Source organism: Acinetobacter junii (assembly GCF_018336855.1).
Classification (GTDB): Bacteria; Pseudomonadota; Gammaproteobacteria; order Pseudomonadales; family Moraxellaceae; genus Acinetobacter; species Acinetobacter junii.
In genome coordinates, this window is the sequence record NZ_CP059558.1 from 1,431,983 (window position 1) to 1,448,628 (window position 16,646).

General features: G+C 36.7%; 18 protein-coding genes and 1 tRNA gene. 8 read left to right on the plus strand and 11 right to left on the minus strand.

Features of this window, described 5'->3' with window-relative positions; translation table 11 throughout:
* The first annotated feature begins 97 nt into the window (after positions 1 to 97).
* The 4 genes from H2677_RS06790 to H2677_RS06805 are packed head-to-tail and all read left to right on the plus strand — an operon-like array spanning position 98 to position 4,717.
* Positions 98 to 1,450 (plus strand): carbohydrate porin, encoded by a 1,353-nt coding sequence (locus H2677_RS06790; RefSeq protein WP_212639446.1) that lies wholly within the window; start codon positions 98 to 100, stop codon positions 1,448 to 1,450.
* Positions 1,451 to 1,492: 42 nt separating this feature from the next.
* On the plus strand, positions 1,493 to 2,200 hold the full coding sequence (locus H2677_RS06795) for a YoaK family protein (RefSeq protein WP_130576350.1): 708 nt from the start codon (positions 1,493 to 1,495) through the stop codon (positions 2,198 to 2,200).
* 10 nt (positions 2,201 to 2,210) lie between these two features.
* Positions 2,211 to 2,789, plus strand: a complete 579-nt coding sequence (locus H2677_RS06800; protein WP_004953688.1) for a TMEM175 family protein — start codon at positions 2,211 to 2,213, stop codon at positions 2,787 to 2,789.
* A 41-nt stretch (positions 2,790 to 2,830) separates the two neighbouring features.
* The gene (locus H2677_RS06805) at positions 2,831 to 4,717 is read left to right on the plus strand and encodes a lipase family alpha/beta hydrolase (RefSeq protein ID WP_212639447.1); all 1,887 of its coding nucleotides are present in this window, start codon (positions 2,831 to 2,833) and stop codon (positions 4,715 to 4,717) included.
* Positions 4,718 to 4,771: 54 nt separating this feature from the next.
* On the opposite strand, the gene H2677_RS06810 is transcribed toward H2677_RS06805, so the two are convergent.
* From H2677_RS06810 to H2677_RS06825, 4 genes are all read right to left on the minus strand, one after another.
* Positions 4,772 to 5,200, minus strand: a complete 429-nt coding sequence (locus tag H2677_RS06810; protein ID WP_212639448.1) for a hypothetical protein — start codon at positions 5,198 to 5,200, stop codon at positions 4,772 to 4,774.
* Positions 5,201 to 5,578: 378 nt separating this feature from the next.
* Positions 5,579 to 5,654, minus strand: a tRNA-Arg gene (locus H2677_RS06815).
* Positions 5,655 to 5,774: 120 nt separating this feature from the next.
* Positions 5,775 to 6,338: a hypothetical protein gene (locus tag H2677_RS06820; protein WP_212639449.1), complete on the minus strand. Its 564-nt coding sequence runs from the start codon at positions 6,336 to 6,338 to the stop codon at positions 5,775 to 5,777.
* 144 nt (positions 6,339 to 6,482) lie between these two features.
* Positions 6,483 to 7,172, minus strand: coding sequence for a putative quorum-sensing-regulated virulence factor (locus tag H2677_RS06825; RefSeq protein WP_075696585.1), 690 nt, complete (start codon positions 7,170 to 7,172; stop codon positions 6,483 to 6,485).
* A gap of 248 nt (positions 7,173 to 7,420) precedes the next feature.
* On the opposite strand from H2677_RS06825, the gene H2677_RS06830 reads away from it, so the two are divergent.
* Complete coding sequence (locus tag H2677_RS06830) at positions 7,421 to 8,653, plus strand: alpha/beta hydrolase (protein ID WP_212639450.1); 1,233 nt, start codon at positions 7,421 to 7,423, stop codon at positions 8,651 to 8,653.
* A gap of 58 nt (positions 8,654 to 8,711) precedes the next feature.
* Here the strand turns inward: H2677_RS06830 and H2677_RS16020 are convergent, their stop codons facing one another.
* Together H2677_RS16020 and H2677_RS16025 are read right to left on the minus strand one after the other, a co-directional pair.
* Positions 8,712 to 9,134 carry a ribonuclease E inhibitor RraB gene (locus H2677_RS16020; RefSeq protein WP_228301671.1) on the minus strand — a complete coding sequence of 141 codons (423 nt, stop codon included), beginning with the start codon at positions 9,132 to 9,134 and terminating at the stop codon, positions 8,712 to 8,714.
* 18 nt (positions 9,135 to 9,152) lie between these two features.
* On the minus strand, positions 9,153 to 9,500 hold the full coding sequence (locus H2677_RS16025; RefSeq protein WP_228301672.1) for a DUF695 domain-containing protein: 348 nt from the start codon (positions 9,498 to 9,500) through the stop codon (positions 9,153 to 9,155).
* 194 nt (positions 9,501 to 9,694) lie between these two features.
* Between H2677_RS16025 and glyA the strand changes: the two genes are divergently transcribed.
* Entirely contained in the window at positions 9,695 to 10,948 is a 1,254-nt protein-coding gene (glyA, locus tag H2677_RS06840) for a serine hydroxymethyltransferase (RefSeq protein WP_004915215.1), read from the plus strand.
* Between the two features lie 47 nt (positions 10,949 to 10,995).
* Here glyA and H2677_RS06845 read toward each other — a convergent pair whose 3' ends face one another.
* From H2677_RS06845 to yiaA, 4 genes are all read right to left on the minus strand, one after another.
* Positions 10,996 to 11,244 carry a YfhL family 4Fe-4S dicluster ferredoxin gene (locus H2677_RS06845; protein WP_125299831.1) on the minus strand — a complete coding sequence of 83 codons (249 nt, stop codon included), beginning with the start codon at positions 11,242 to 11,244 and terminating at the stop codon, positions 10,996 to 10,998.
* Positions 11,245 to 11,247: 3 nt separating this feature from the next.
* Entirely contained in the window at positions 11,248 to 12,615 is a 1,368-nt protein-coding gene (gene trhP / locus H2677_RS06850; RefSeq protein WP_212639451.1) for a prephenate-dependent tRNA uridine(34) hydroxylase TrhP, read from the minus strand.
* A 141-nt stretch (positions 12,616 to 12,756) separates the two neighbouring features.
* Positions 12,757 to 13,185 carry a hypothetical protein gene (locus H2677_RS06855; RefSeq protein ID WP_212639452.1) on the minus strand — a complete coding sequence of 143 codons (429 nt, stop codon included), beginning with the start codon at positions 13,183 to 13,185 and terminating at the stop codon, positions 12,757 to 12,759.
* Positions 13,186 to 13,397: 212 nt separating this feature from the next.
* Positions 13,398 to 13,856, minus strand: a complete 459-nt coding sequence (gene yiaA / locus H2677_RS06860; RefSeq protein WP_004915237.1) for an inner membrane protein YiaA — start codon at positions 13,854 to 13,856, stop codon at positions 13,398 to 13,400.
* 246 nt (positions 13,857 to 14,102) lie between these two features.
* On the opposite strand from yiaA, the gene prfA reads away from it, so the two are divergent.
* Positions 14,103 to 15,191, plus strand: coding sequence for a peptide chain release factor 1 (gene prfA, locus H2677_RS06865; RefSeq protein ID WP_039048041.1), 1,089 nt, complete (start codon positions 14,103 to 14,105; stop codon positions 15,189 to 15,191).
* On the plus strand, positions 15,191 to 16,009 hold the full coding sequence (prmC, locus tag H2677_RS06870) for a peptide chain release factor N(5)-glutamine methyltransferase (RefSeq protein ID WP_212639453.1): 819 nt from the start codon (positions 15,191 to 15,193) through the stop codon (positions 16,007 to 16,009). The genes prfA and prmC overlap by 1 nt, the downstream gene beginning before the upstream one ends.
* Here the strand turns inward: prmC and H2677_RS06875 are convergent.
* On the minus strand, positions 16,006 to 16,638 hold the full coding sequence (locus H2677_RS06875; protein ID WP_212639454.1) for an FMN-binding negative transcriptional regulator: 633 nt from the start codon (positions 16,636 to 16,638) through the stop codon (positions 16,006 to 16,008). The genes prmC and H2677_RS06875 overlap by 4 nt on opposite strands.
* Positions 16,639 to 16,646: the final 8 nt, after the last annotated feature.

Below are 16,646 nucleotides of genomic sequence, written 5' to 3' on the forward strand. Positions count from 1 at the left end.
TAATAAGCTAGATTTTATTTAAATAAAATTATTTACGCTTCTTAAAGTTAATGATTTAAATAATGTCTAGCTTCCTTCACTTTTTTATGGGGTAGCTATGAAATATCTTCCGAACCAAACAAAAAACAAAACTATTTTTGCTTTGTATGTTCTGACGGTGTGTATTACACCTACTTATATTTACGCAGATGAGTTTTATTCACAAAATCGTCAATATTTATTAGGAGATTGGAACGGAAAACGTAACAATCTATCAGATCAAGGTATTGATTTTAATGTTTCTTTCACAAATGAAACCGCGACCAATATTGATGGTGGTTTTAATGATGATTCAACAGTTCGTAATGCCAATCAATGGACTTTTGGAACGACTTTAGATCTTGAAAAATTGAGTGGTTGGCAGAATACCGAAGCAAAAATTAGTATCAGTAAACGTGAAGGCAGATCATTGTCGACAGATCGTATTGCCGACCCTAGAACTGGGCAATTTAGTAATGTTCAAGAGATTAGTGGGCGGGGACCAGTATGGAGATTAAGTCAGGCTTGGATTCAAAAAGGATTTGAAGATCAGGGGTTAACTGTAAAGGTTGGTCGCATGAATATGGGGGAAGATTTCAACTCAGCCCCATGTGAATCGCAAAATTTAACATTGTGTGGTGCACAAGTAGGGAAAACGGTCTCTGAACTATGGTACAACTGGCCAATTACGGTATGGGCGGCAAATCTGAAATATGATTTGAATCCTACTTCTAGTTTGAGTGTGGGTGTTTATGAATCCAATCCAGAAAATACGAAGAAGAGTAAAGGTTTTAATTTAAGCACTGATGGTTCTAAAGGTGTTTTGATCCCTATAGAATTTGTATGGAAGCCAAAATTTAATGGTTTGAATGGATTATACCGTTTCGGTGCTTTTTATAGCTCGGCTGATGCTATAGATGTACTCAATGATGAAAATGGGCAAGCTCAATTATCTGTTGAGCAAAGAGAAGTTCACTCAGGAAAATACAATACTTGGTTTGTGGCACAACAACAGTTAACACAACATCAAGACAATCCCAAAAGAGGCTTATCCGTTTTATTAAATTTTAATATCAATGATAAAGCGACTTCAGAAATATTAGGCTCACAACAGATTGCACTACAATATAAAGGGATGTTTGATGCCCGACCTAATGATTCCATGAGTTTAGGTGTAGCTCGAACTGAAGTGAATAAAAGATTAAGAACACGTCAAAAATTAGAAAATGAACTTAACCAAGTTACTGATGTTCAAGATCCAGCATATGTACCTATTCAATATGATGAAACGAACGTTGAATTGAATTACACATTTAACTGGTCACCGAGCATTATGTTCCGTCCCAATATCCAATATGTACATCAAGCTGGCGGTCTTAAAGAGCTAAATGATGCTTGGGTAGTAGGACTGACTACACGTTTAAACTTCTAATCAAATCAAACTGTGTAAGAAATAATAAATCAGGTGGTAAAGATGCAAACAGAATTTGAAAAAAAACATAGTGTGTGGCGAACTTGCCGTGATCCTGTTCTATTGACTATCGTTGGTGGTGCGATCGACACCATTGGTTTTATTGCATTGTTTGGATTTTTTACAGCACATGTGACAGGTAACTTGGTGTTGGCTGGTGCAGCGTGGGTGAAAGGTGGTGCTGGTTTATGGATTAAACTGGCGGCTATTCCTTTATTTATTCTTACTGTAGCAATTACGAAATATTTGATTGATAAAAGCAGTCAGAAAAGCAAAACCTTATGTGCTTTATTTCTAGCAGAAGCAATTTTCCTCACCGCTTTTATGCTGGCAGGTATTTACTTCGAACCATTTACTGATCCCGATGGAATCACCATTGCTGTGACTGGGGGATTAGGACTTATTGCTCTAGCGATTCGAAATACATCGAGTAAAACACTCATAAAACATATTAGTCCGAGTACGATGATGACAGGAAATACCACACAGTTAGGTATTGATATCTCGAACTTTCTCAGAAATCGTTCCGCTGATAATCGAAGTAAACTCGAACATAGCCTCAGTATTGTTTTAGGTTTTGTTATTGGGGCATTCTTAGGAGCGATACTTTACGTTTATTTAGATTTTTGGAGCGTCGGTTTCTTTATTTTGCCTGTTTTATATTTATCTTTTTTAGCTTCACAGAATAGATTCATCATGCCAGAGTCTTGAAGGGATTAGGATGAATAAGACCCGTTTAGAGGCAATCACTGATGGTGTAATTGCGATTGTAATCACGGTCATGTTGATTGAACTCAAAGTGCCAGAGGGCATACACTTTTCGGACTTAACACAAGAGTTTCATGGAATATTAAGCTATGTTTTAAGTTTTATGTATATCGGAATTTATTGGATTAACCATCACCATTTATTTCAGTTAGTCGAAAAGGTTAATGGAAAAATCATTTGGATAAACTTACATTTGATTTTTTGGTTAACGATGATCCCTTATACAACGAGTTGGTCTGCTCAAAGTAATTATTCACCAGTACCTACAGCCTTGTATGCATTCATTTTATTCATGTGTTCCTTGTCTTATGCTATGCTCGAATGGTCAATCGCTCGTGCTCAAGGTGATAAATCCGTTGTTCGTAAGGTATTAGGCAAAGATAAAAAGCTCGCAATATCTGTTTTGTTATATGCGATGTCCATATTATTGAGTCTAGTTGATACACGTTTGAGTCTGCTTGTTCTTGTCGTGCTAGCTGTACTTTGGTTTTTCCCCAATAAACGTATTGAACAATATTGTGAGGAAAAATAAGAACAGTTAAAGATTTACATTGTTTAATGGACGTTTGGTTTATGCGCTATTTGAGTATTTTTTTGACTTTAAGCAGTGTATTTACACTTACATCTTGCCAAACGATTAACCTCAAAGAGCAGAAATTAAGTGCTTCTTTGCAAAGTAAAGTCGATAATTTTCTCATCACGAATAAATTCAGTTATCAAACGGACAATTTTCTTTATTTAATCAAAAGTAATCAAACGCAATGTTTAAATGATGTTGAAGAGTGCGTGTCACGTATCCGGCAAATTAATGATGATAAAGATGATGTATATGCTGCGATTAGTGAAATTTATTTAGCTAAAGCAATCGAAATCAATACAGATAAATGCTCTCATTTGCCTGATAAAGCCATCTGTATTGATCAAAAAATTCAATATCTCGATAAAAGCTTGCGCTATAGCTATGTCTATCTCTTTAAGTCCAAAAGTAGCGCTCAAGATCGAATATTTGATTACCGATTGAATCAAGTACGTATTATTTATAACGTGTCCATCTCGCAAATGTTGACGAATCTGTACCTGAAAAATGCAAGTTTAAATAATTTTTCTTTGAACCCATATCGTTATCATATCAATAAGCAAAATTACTCAGCCTTAAATACACTAAAACTGAAATCTTTCAAATCTAGCTATAATATGAACTTTTCAGGGTTCAATATTATCAATCGTCAGGATGGGCTTGGTGCAGAGTTTGTGGCTGAGCGAGATGAAGAAAAAATTGAACCGAAATTTATCTTAAATCCTCGTGAATACTATAAGAACAAATCTAATCCAAATATTCATGAACCCAAATTTTTTCCTATCACTGCGATTGCATTTCCCAAAGAAAATAGCAGTATTGCTGAAATATTAGATCAATCAGATTTTGAAATTCAGTTATTTGATCCATTTAAAACAAAACGTGTAGATATAGAAGGGCACTCTTACTATCTAACGGGCAATTATTCAGCGCCATATGGGGCATGGCTATCTAAATATAACTTGGGTGCGCTGGGATATTGGAGCTTAATTGATAAAGAACGTAACTTGATCATGCCACATTTGTATATGTTGGAGCCTTATAATCCAAACAAACGTGTCATAGTTTTGATTCATGGTCTCGCCAGTAGTCCTGAAGCATGGGTTTCACTTACCAATGATATTATTGGAGCGGATGATTTAAGAGATAACTATCAAGTTTGGAATGTTTTTTATTCGACTAACATGCCAATTGTTGAAAGCCGTTATCAGATTTATTCATTGTTGCAACAAGCTTTTTTAAACATGGATGATTCCAGCCGTGCAGCGAAAGATGCTGTATTGATTGGTCACAGCATGGGGGGAGTGATTAGTCGACTTTTAGTTAGTGAAGCTGACATTTCATCTATTGCTTATCAAAAAATGAATGGAGCACAACAGGCTCAATATCAACGCGAACCATCAATAAAAGAACGATTTGAATTTAAGCCTATATCTCAGTTTTCACGTGCAATATTTATTGCAGCACCGCATCAGGGGACTCAATATGCGGATCGTTGGTTCACCAAGTTCGCACGTAAAATCATCAGATTGCCGAATGATTTTTATTCGGCTGTAGAGCAACGTCAAGTTCAAATCAAAACCACTCAAAAAGGCATGATTGAGAACGGCGCAAGTGACTTAAGTTTAGGCTCAAATTTCATGACATTAACGAAACAAATTCAGCCTAAATCTACAGTGCTTTATCATTCAATTATTGGTAACGCAACAAGCTCTAATTCAATTGAACAATCGACAGATGGTATTGTGCCTTATCGTAGTTCTCATTTGAATGGAGCGAGTTCAGAAATGGTGATTCATGGAGGTCACTCAATACAAGAAACGCCTGAGGCAGTTTTAGAGATTCGCCGTATACTACGTTTACATATTAAAGATATCAAATAGGTATATATTTATATCTAAATAATATCGAAAATATTTAAATAATTTCCCTGACTTTTAATAATAGTCTTTATAAAAGACTTTTTTGATTGGAATAATGGCTTGATTAATTTCTTTTGGGATACTTTTTAACATGAGTCTTTTTTCATTGATCGATAGAAGGTGATTTTGATAGTAAGTTTTTTTAGGAATTAAAATCAAAGGTGTTGTAACTTTTAAAGACTTCTGAGCTGTTAAATCAATTATGGTATCTTCATTTTCTAACCAAAAATGCTCTTTGGCGTTAAGATTTTTTCCTTGCATGAGTTTAAAGTTTGAGAAGCCTTGATCTTTGAAAACACTTAAGAGAAAAGCATGAACGATAAGCCCGTAATTGATGTCATCAATTTGATTCTGATTAGAAAAGATAAAGTTTTCATTGATGTAACTTGTTGCACATAAAAGAATGGTGTGTAACTCAAGTAACTTGTAGCCTCTGACTTCCATGTAATACCCACATAAATAAAATGCTTTAAAAGTAATAAATCATTACTTTAATTATCGTGTGAATTTTATATTGGAAACTTATCTTTATGCGTCAAAATGAAAGATACTTTAGTCTAAAGAGAATCATCATTTCTATTTAAATACTTTCTTTGCTTAGTTGTAAAATCTTTATATTAAATAAATTAAGTTAGCGATTTAATATAGTAAACTTTTTATATAAGTTAGATAACTAATTGGTCAGAATGAAATATGAGAAAGACTTATCACTTACCGTAATCTATACGGTAATTATTGAGAATGCATCAGAAGAGGTAATAATAAGCTCAATCAAAAAATTGTTATATTGAAATAGTTTTGAAATGATTTGAGAAAAGATTGTGGTGCGCTCAGCGGGACTCGAACCCACGCCACAGGCTTCGGAGACCTGTACTCTATCCTGTTGAGCTATGAGCGCATGCGAGCCACATGATAGGCAAAAAAATCATATAGGTAAATATAAACATGACCACCAAGTGATTTCTTGCTTATTAAAAGAGCAATTATTCAAATTATGATCTTATTTATAAGGTCAAACTTATAAATGTTGAACTGAATAATTAATTAGCTTAAGTGTTTGATTCAGTTGAGTCGGTGGAATGCGGCTTTCTTGTAAGGAGGTAATCCACTGCATTTGACATGCTTTTAATTGTTGCACGGTTTTTATTGTTTGAATCTTTTGGATTAAAGGACGAGCCATTAAACCGCAATAGGTGGTTAGTGTTTGGATCATCACTTGTTGAATCTCTACAAAAGGTAATTTTTCAAGTTCAATATTTTCAAATGTTTCTTCATCAGAGCTTGGTGTTGTTGAATGATTATTTTCAAGTGGTTCTGTAATTGCTGATTGAATGATAGGAGCAGTTTGTTCCAAAGGAGTTTCTTTTATATTTGTTGGCTCTGCCTGTTGAGCGAGTAAACCCATGTCAATCAGTTGTTGAACAAGCTCAGATGGTGCAATTTTTTCTTTGTAGTTATGGTCTAGTTCTTGAAAGTCTTCGTGATCAATAAGTAATAGAAGTCGTCGTTGTTTTGCAGTCAAAGCGATATTGCGTTGTTGCAATGCATTTTGTCCAAGTTCCGTTTTAAAAAAATGTGACATCTCTTAATCTCCCCCAGCCAAGATCTAGATGGAGATTAAGATATAGTTGAAAAGTGACAGAAATGTTAACAAATTATTAAATATCATCTATTTGCATAAAGTAAATAGAAAATAATTGAACTTATTGAAAATTAACGTGCTTTTTTAGACGATATTATTTTCTAACGCCTTTCTTAAGTAGGGATCGAGATCATCTTGTCGCATTAACCACTGCACATAATCTGTTGGTAAATCAGAGATCGCAGTGCCTTTGTGTTTACCAAAGCTAATTGATTTTGGAATGCGTGCTTCTTCTGAAGCTACATAGAGTTGTTCAATTGTTTGGATATTTAAATGATGGATGATATGCATCAAAATATTGGCTGTTAAAATAATATCTGCATCAGCTCTATGTGCGCCTTTCAGCATTTCACGAGCTTTATCACTTCCTTTCGAAATTAAATAAATTAATGCAGAAATATTATGCGCTTCTGCATTTTCCCATACGCGACGAGCAAGCGCTAGCGTACAAATAGGCTTTAATTTGGAAACATCGACACCACATTTCGCAATTGCTGAAATATCGTAATCAACATTGTGACCAATGATATACGCAGTTTGTTCTGGTAATTCGAATTCATTATAAAAAGGTTGATCTATCAAATCCGATTCAAGAATATGATGAACTGCCATAGCCGCGTATGAGATCGGTTGACCGACTTGATAGAGTTGATCAAAAATTTTGGTTTTATCTAAACTTAATTTACCACTCTCTATCTCGATTGGTGCATATGCAATTTCTATCGGTAAGCCATTCAATGTATGGGTTTCAGTATCTAAAATGATAGCTTGCATTGGGTCATGACCTAAGTGAAGTAGAGTTGATTTGATATCTTACTCGAAATTATGCCTCAACCAAGATGTGTTCGATTCGCAATCGCTATATTCCTCTGGTAATTAGATTTTTTGATTAAAAATAAATCTTATTTTGCTGATGAAAACACTTGAAACGCATTTCGAATAAGCGTAATTGTTGACAGTGAAATGCTTTAGTAAAGATCTAAAGATACATCAAAAATAAAATAGTTAAGGAAAAACTATATATGAAAATGAAATTATTAACGGTTGTTATGCTGAGTTCAAGCCTTCTTCTAACAGCTTGTGGTGGAAGTGACGATTCAAGCTATACATCGAAACCAAGTATTCCTGAAAACAACTTTAAAAATCCAGTAGTTGGAATGCCCGTTGCTTACACAAAAACTGATTTCTCGGCATTTGCTTCTGAAAGCTCTGTCATGACATATAAAATGTTGGGACAAAATGGCAAAGAAACATTAGCGACTAGTTTGATATTCGTTCCAAAGGGAACGATGCCATCAGGTGGTTGGAAAGTTGTCGTTTGGGCACATGGAACAACGGGAGTTGCTGATCAATGTGCGCCTAGTCGAAATGCAACGAATATCTATATACAAGACATGATTAATAAGTTTCTTGCAGCTGGCTATGTTGTTGTAGCTCCAGATTACGAAGGTTTAGGTGAACCAAGTGGGAGAGAATTACATCCATTTTTAAATGTTAAGAGTGAAGCATACTCAATAACAGATGCTGTTGTTGCAGCAAGATCTTATTTGGCGAGTCAGGGGAAAGTGCTTTCACGTCAATGGGTGACTGTAGGGCATTCTCAAGGTGGGCAGGCAGCACTAGGTGCAGCGCAATATGCGAGTCGCGCTAAATTGGAATATAAAGGCACGGTCGCAGTAGCTCCAGCATCGAACTTAGGAGCAATTCTAGTTAAAGGTGAGCAATCTGTTGAAAATGCACCTATCGCTCAGCAAATCCAAATGTATGCTCAACTTGATACTTTTACTGCATTAATTACAGCAGGGATAAGAAATCTGCAACCTACTTTTAATTATATTAACGTCTTTAAATCACCAACGGATGAGATTGCAAGTCGAGCAGAATTAGATTGTTACGATCAGGTTGGTCAGAAGTTCGGTGCGGCAATGCAAACGTATGCATTCACAAATGGTAGTCTAGCTAACTATCCACGAACTCAAACTAATTTTATGGCAATTCCATTGGTTAAGACTTTCTTGGAGAATGATTCACAGCCTGCACAAGTTAAACTGAGCCAACCTGCGCTGATTTATCAGGGTGGTAAAGATACAACAGTTCCTCGTGAAGCAACGGATGGTCTTGTCTTGTTAGCACGAAGTAAAGGATCGCAAATTCAATATTTTACTAATGCGGAATGGGATCATGGCACTGCTTATGTGCTAAATATCTCAAATATTGTTAACGATGTGAAAACATTGATGCCTGCTAGCAATTAATTTAAAAATCGCGTTTATTCGCCCAGTATTTCAGCTAAATGAAATACTGGGCTTGCTGTTAATCAATAACTACTTCCGTTTCCCAACCGTCATATTCAGCATTGTAAAGCTTGCATAACTCTAATAATTCTAAAGTACAACGATCTATTGAATATTGATCAACGTGATCTATCCGAGAAATTTGTAGAGAAAACTTCATATGTTCATCATCAAGTTGATCGATTTGTACAACTTCAAAACCTAAAGCTTGAGTCTTGAGCACACATTCAGCTAAGTCTGTTTCATTTTGGAAGAAAAGCCAATGACATACAGGTCGCGCTATCTGTAGACGATCACCATGATGAAGAAGATTTTCGACAACAGCTCGATTAGATATAGTCTGTAATATTTCTGGAGTGGGGTACATGCATTTAAAATATGAAGACCAATCTGGTTCATCGCGGTGACCAGTTTGATAGGAATATTGAGAGAATTTTTGCATGATAAGTTGAATTTTATTTTATAAGACAGTCGCATCCTCACAATAAAAATAGAATTCTCTCACTTTATTATGTGTCAATCTCCCTACATATATGCTCTGACTTCCATCTGTTAGGCTAGGTATGATTTCATCCTCGAAAACCATTAAATGGTCAAATTCTTCACTTGAAGATAAGCCATCTTCTCGAGGTTGATTCATTTTAATTTCTAGCCAAATTAATTGTAATCTTTGTGATATAGGTGCGATTTCCGTCAAGGCTAAATTAACAAAATAGCTTGCAGGCATCTCATCAATTTGACACATGTAGTAATTCCAGTTTTCTGGAAGTTGGAATTCATGATTGTTCAGAGTATTTTCGAAGTCCATTTTTTATACCAAATTTTAATTATTTAAAAGCTTGTTAGATTCTTCATCATTTTCATTGATATCGGAACATTCAGAATGAATAAAATTCACGAATAATTAAATAAATATCAATCTGTGAAAAGGCAAACTTCATGCTACAATACGCACCAATCTTTAGCACGGCTTAAAAGCCCTAATTTATAGGACCCCCGCTAATGTTTGCCAATATTTCTATTGCTCAATTTGATCCAGAATTAGCTCAAGCGATTGCTTCTGAAGGCGAACGCCAAGAAGCTCACATTGAGTTAATTGCATCAGAAAACTATTGCTCTCCAGCAGTTATGGAAGCTCAAGGATCAAAACTTACGAACAAATATGCAGAAGGTTATCCTGGCAAACGCTATTATGGCGGTTGTGAATATGTTGACGTAATTGAACAACTTGCAATTGACCGTGCGAAAGCATTGTTCGGTGCTGATTATGCAAACGTTCAACCACACGCAGGTTCACAAGCAAACTCTGCTGTGTATTTAGCGCTTCTCAACCCAGGTGATACAGTACTTGGTATGAGCTTAGCTCACGGTGGTCACTTGACTCACGGTGCTAAAGTAAGTTTTTCTGGTAAAACATACAACGCTGTTCAATACGGTTTAAACCCTGAAACGGGTGAGATCGATTATGAAGAAGTTGAACGTTTAGCTTTGGAACACAAGCCGCGTATGATTGTTGCTGGTTTCTCTGCGTATAGCCAAGTCGTTGATTGGCAGCGTTTCCGTGAAATCGCTGATAAAGTTGGTGCTTATCTTTTTGTTGATATGGCTCACGTTGCAGGTTTAGTTGCTGCTGGTGTTTACCCGAACCCAGTTCAAATTGCTGATGTAACAACGACTACAACTCATAAAACGCTTCGCGGTCCACGTTCTGGTCTAATCCTTGCAAAAGCAAATGAAGAAATCGAGAAGAAACTTCAATCTGCTGTATTCCCTGGTAACCAAGGTGGTCCTTTGATGCATGCAATTGCTGCTAAAGCAATTTGTTTCAAAGAAGCGATGTCTGATGAGTTTAAAACTTACCAACAACAAGTCGTGAAAAATGCTCAAGCTATGGCTGAAGTATTAATTTCACGTGGTTATGATGTTGTTTCAGGCGGTACAGAAAACCATTTATTCTTATTGTCTTTAATCAAACAAGACGTAACGGGTAAAGATGCTGATGCATGGTTAGGTGCAGCACACATTACTGTAAACAAAAATGCAGTTCCAAATGATCCACGTTCTCCATTCGTCACTTCTGGTATCCGTATCGGTACTCCAGCTGTTACAACTCGTGGTTTTGGTGAATCTGAAGTTCGTGAACTTGCAGGTTGGATTGCTGACATCATCGACAGTAAAGGTGATGAAAAAGTTATCGCTGAAGTGAAAGCTAAAGTAGAAGCTGTTTGTGCAAAATTCCCAGTATATGCAAACTAATTTGTATATCTAAAAAAGCGCCGTAAGGCGCTTTTTTTATTTGTAACTTACTGTGATTTTAATCTTCGAAACTTTTCTAAAAGCTCTGAATTTGATTCATTATGTTTTGGATCAGGTTTAACGCAATCTATCGGGCAAACTGCAATACAGGTCGGTGCATCATAAAAACCGACACATTCTGTGCAACGTTCGGTATCGATTTCATAAATTTTAGCACCTTCATATATTGCTTCGTTTGGACATTCTGGTAAGCACATATCACAGTTGATACATGCGGTTGTAATCATAAGAGCCATGAATTAATGTGCTGAGTATGCTAAAGAGGCTGATGATAATTGCTGTTTTGCTTGAGGTAAGTTCCGAATCAGCAATGCGTAACGAATATCAATTTCTTGTGGAAATTGTATTTCAACCGTATGACCTGAACCTTTGGCATTATCGATAAGATTACCTTTGAGATCACGCATTTGTTCGAGCACAAAGTGGACATTGCCTTTCGGTGTCATTAATTCAAGTGAGTCCCCGACAATAAATTTATTTTTGACTTCAACTCGGATGAAGTCACCATTCCTTTCTAATACTTCTCCGCAGAATTGTTGAAAGTCAAAATGTGATGAGCCATCTTCATAATTTTGATATTCACTGTGAGTATGGCGACGTAAAAAACCTTCTGTGTAGCCACGGTTAGCTAAACCTTCAAGTTGTGTCATTAGACTTTGATCAAAAGATTTACCCGATAATGCATCATCAATTGCTTTTCGATAAATTTGTGCGGTGCGGGCACAATAAAAGTAAGATTTGGTTCGACCTTCAATTTTTAGTGAAGCGACGCCCATTTGGCTCAGTCTCTCGACATGTTGCACCGCGCGAAGATCTTTAGAATTCATGAAATAAGTACCATGCTCATCTTCTTCGGCAGCAAACATATCCTCATCGTTGCGTTGTACTAATACTGGATTGATAGTATTACGCTCATGTGATGATTTAGAACAACATGCTTTTGAATTTTCGAACTGTTGAACAGGGATAACATCTCCATTTGAATCTTCTTGTGCGTCATGGATTTTATATTCCCAACGACAAGCATTAGTACATGCGCCTTGATTGGCATCACGTTTATTCATGTAACCCGATAGTAGACATCGACCAGAATAGGCCATACATAACGCGCCATGTACAAATACTTCTAACTCAATATCTGGCACGTTATTTTTAATTTCTTCAATTTCGTCTAAAGATAACTCACGTGAAAGAATTACACGGCTTAAGCCATAGTCTTTCCAAAACTTAACTGTAGCCCAATTGATGGCATTTGCTTGTACTGATAGGTGAATTGGCATATCAGGAAAATGCTCACGAACCATCATGATTAACCCTGGGTCGGACATGATTAATGCATCTGGTTTCATTTCAATAATTGGGGATAGATCACGTATGAAATTTTTTAATTTACTATTATGTGGCTGGATATTGACGACGACATAAAATTTTTTACCAAGAGAGTGAGCTTCTTCTATGCCAATTTTAAGATTGTCATGATCAAACTCATTATTTCTGACACGTAAACTATAACGTGGTTGCCCTGCATAGACAGCATCTGCTCCGTAAGCAAAAGCATAACGCATATTTTTTATTGAACCAGCAGGAGAGAGTAATTCAGTATTCATGATGCAATAAAGGCATATTTAAAATAAGGGATTATTTTAAGAAGTTCAAACTATAGATTCAACCAAGTAATTTACTCAGGATTTTTAATGTGTTAGCCCCAATTTAAGTGTCAATAAAAAAGCACCCGAAGGTGCTTTTTATCAATGATGACGATGTTTACGTTTTTTCTTATATTTTTTTGACTGATAGTTGTCGTAGTCTCGATCTTGACCTACTTTACGACCCAAAGCGGCACCACCTGCTGCACCCGCAGCTGCGCCAATATAACCACCAGTTGTACCAGCAATATTGCGACCAACAGTATAACCACCTACACCACCTAAACCACCACCAATTGCAGCTTCGGTACGCGTACGTTTACTGCTAGCAGCTGCTGCACCACCAGCACCACCAACAGCTGAACCAATCATGGCACCACTATGACCACCAATCTCTTTACCGATTGCTGTACCAACAACACTACCTAAAGCTGAAGTGGCTGCAACACGTGTTGCATTATCTGCATATGCAGTGCTTGCAACAGTAGAACCTGCAAGGATTGCACTCAGTAACATAAAATGCGCTTTCATTTTGACTCCATGTGCCCGCTGTTCAGGCATCTTTTGTAATGGAAGCAAATGTAACAAAGCTTGTGGAGTGAAATTGTGGAGATGCATCCTGTTATTATTGTGATTTGGTAAGTTGATTGTATGGTTTTGTTTAAATCAGTATTAAGATTAATCAAATAAATTCAATTTTCATTAATGATTAAGCCAATATGAAATTATAGTGCTGATGTCATTTATGAATCTTGATGAGAAGAATCTTCAAGTTTTAATTGATTTGTAGACTCTCGCTTCTGTAAGCGTAAATGTTCAAGATCACGAATATTTTTCTGGGTAGCCGTAACACCAAATAAGCTCAATAAAAAGGACATAATGTAATAACCTTTTTCGCTCAGGCTAAGTGTCGCATTCGATAAACTAAATAATAGTAACCCAATACAAATACCGACTGAGGTCCAACAAAGTGCAACGTAGATTGCAGTCACAGGTATATCTTCTAACTTATCACGCAATGTTTTTTGTAGGGATACAGCAGAGAAAAGACCGTAAAGTAAAATAACGAGATAAAAACCTTTTTCATGTAAAGGCATTGAAGCATTCCATAAGCCAATCATAAAACCAACAGCACCGATCACGACTGCAAGCCAACTTGCCCCAATAAATGCCAATGTTGGACGGTTAATTAAATTACTCATATTGATTATCCTATTGTTTTATCATTTTATTTGTCTCTCATATTTATATAGAACGGCAAAAAAGAGAACAAGAGCCTACAACTAAAAATGAACAATTTATGATGAAACGAAACTTGATCACGCAGTAGTGAAGTTTCACTATGTCATTTAAGCGGTAGAATCTGTAAACTATGCGCAATTTTTTGATTTTACTCATGCTTCAACTTTGAATGGCATTGAGTCTTTGGATTTCGAGATATTCCGCCCATGAAAGCATCACTCCGCTTAAGACTAGATCAACTCTGTGATCGTCATGAAGAGCTGACGGCATTACTTGCTGATGTAGAAGTTATTTCTGACAACAAACGTTTTCGTAAATTGTCACGAGAACATAATGATTTAACTGAAATTACAGAAGTTTGGGGTAAATATCGTCAAGCTGAAGAGGATATTGAAACTGCTGAAATGATGAAATCTGATCCAGATTTCAAAGACATGGCAGAAGAAGAGATTAAAGAAAACAAGGCACTTTTAGTTGAGCTTGAAGAACAACTCAATGTGTTAATGATCCCTAAAGATCCTAATGATGCGAATGCTGCTTATTTAGAAATTCGTGCAGGGACGGGTGGTGATGAAGCTGCTATTTTCTCTGGCGATTTATTCCGTATGTATAGTAAATATGCTGAAAGTCAGGGTTGGCGAATTGAAGTCCTGTCTGAAAATGAAGGTGAACACGGTGGTTATAAAGAAGTAATCTGTCGTGTTGATGGTGAAGGTGTATATGGTCGCTTAAAGTTTGAAAGTGGTGCGCACCGCGTACAGCGCGTACCTGCCACTGAATCACAAGGTCGTGTTCATACCTCTGCATGTACAGTCGCTATTTTGCCTGAAGTAGATGTAGATACAACAGTCGAAATCAATCCAGCTGATCTCCGAATTGACACTTACCGAGCATCAGGTGCAGGTGGTCAGCACATTAACAAAACCGATTCTGCTGTTCGTATTACTCATATTCCATCGGGTGTGGTTGTGGAATGTCAGGAAGAACGTTCGCAGCACAAAAACAAAGCCAAAGCGATGGCATTACTTGTATCTCGTTTAGAAAATGCAAAACGTGCAGCAGCGGATGCAGCTACTTCTGAAATGCGTCGTGACTTAGTTGGTTCTGGTGACCGTTCTGAGCGTATTCGTACTTATAACTATCCTCAAGGTCGTATGACGGATCATCGTATTAATTTAACGTTATATAAATTAGACGCGATCATGGAAGGTGATTTAACTGAATTGCTGGATAGTTTGCATCGTGAATATCAAGCGGATCAATTAGCGATGCTTGCTCAGGAAAATGGCGGCTAATGAATATTGCTCAGGCATTAGAAATTAAAGGTGAAATTGATAGCTATGAACGTCAAGAAGCTGCATGGCTGCTTGAACATATACTGGGTATCAATTCATTAGAGTTAAAACTAAGACTTGAGCAAGAGTTAACTGAAATTCAAGAGCAAGCTTATTTGAATGGGCTTGCTCGTATTGATCATGGTGAACCACTAGCTTATGTAACAGGTTCACAACCGTTTTGGACTCTGGACTTAAAAGTCACACATGACACATTGGTGCCACGTCCAGATACAGAAATATTGATTGAAACTGTGTTAAAGCTTGAACTTGATTCAACATCTAATGTCGTTGATTTAGGTACTGGAACGGGTGCTATTGCATTGGCTCTAGCAAGTGAGCGTCCTCAGTGGAAAGTCATGGCAACAGATATTTATCAACCTACGCTCGAAGTCGCACAGGAAAATGCCATTCGTCATGGTTTAACGCATATTAAGTTTGCTTGTGGTGCTTGGTTTGATGCGTTAGAAAAACAATTTTTTGATCTTATTGTTTCAAATCCGCCGTATATCGATCCAGATGATGTGCATATGCAAATGCTTAAATCAGAACCTGAACGAGCACTTATTGCTGATAAGCAAGGATTGGCGGATCTAGAAACTATTATTGTTCAAGGTAAAGGTTGGTTAAATCCAAATGGATGGATTGTGCTTGAACATGGTTATGATCAAGGTGGAGCAGTCCGTACTATGTTTGAGAAAGAGGGTTTTAGCCAAATTCATACCATTAAAGATTATGGTGGCAATGATCGTGTCAGCCTTGGACAGAAGTTGAATTAATCTTCAATGTATTGTTTGACTGCTTCAGCTAATTGAATCTGCCCCTGTTTTTCTAAATTATTTACCACGTTTACAGCATCAAATTGGTCTCTATTTTGGCTAAGTTTGAATTTTCCAATCATGTGCTGGATTTCAATCTCTATACCAATTATTTCTTTGAGTTCTGCTGCGATGTAATCGCTAGGTGCATCAGACATTTTCCATGGTTTTTCTTGCTTGGCTTCATGTGTCCGAGTAAGTTTGGCGAGTATGCCCCGTAAGGATTTTTCATCTTCTAAAAATCTAATTTTTCCTTTTACGTGTACGACTTGATAATTCCATGTTGGTACATGACGGTGATGCAATTGTTTGCTTGGATACCAGTTGGGGGAGATATAGCCTTGTTCACCTTGGAAAATAACTAAAACATCAGTACCACTCTCAATCAAAGTATGCAATTCATTATTTCGTGCAATATGAGCGATAAGAATGGCGTGATTAGATTTAGGCTCATGTAAAAGTTTAAAGGGTAAGTGATTTGCTTCTATACCATTGGAGCTGTGAGTGACTAATGTACCTAACGGATATTTTTCAATAAGTTGATATAATTTCTCAGTATTTTTTTCTTCAAAAATTTCAGGTAAATACATTTTTTAAA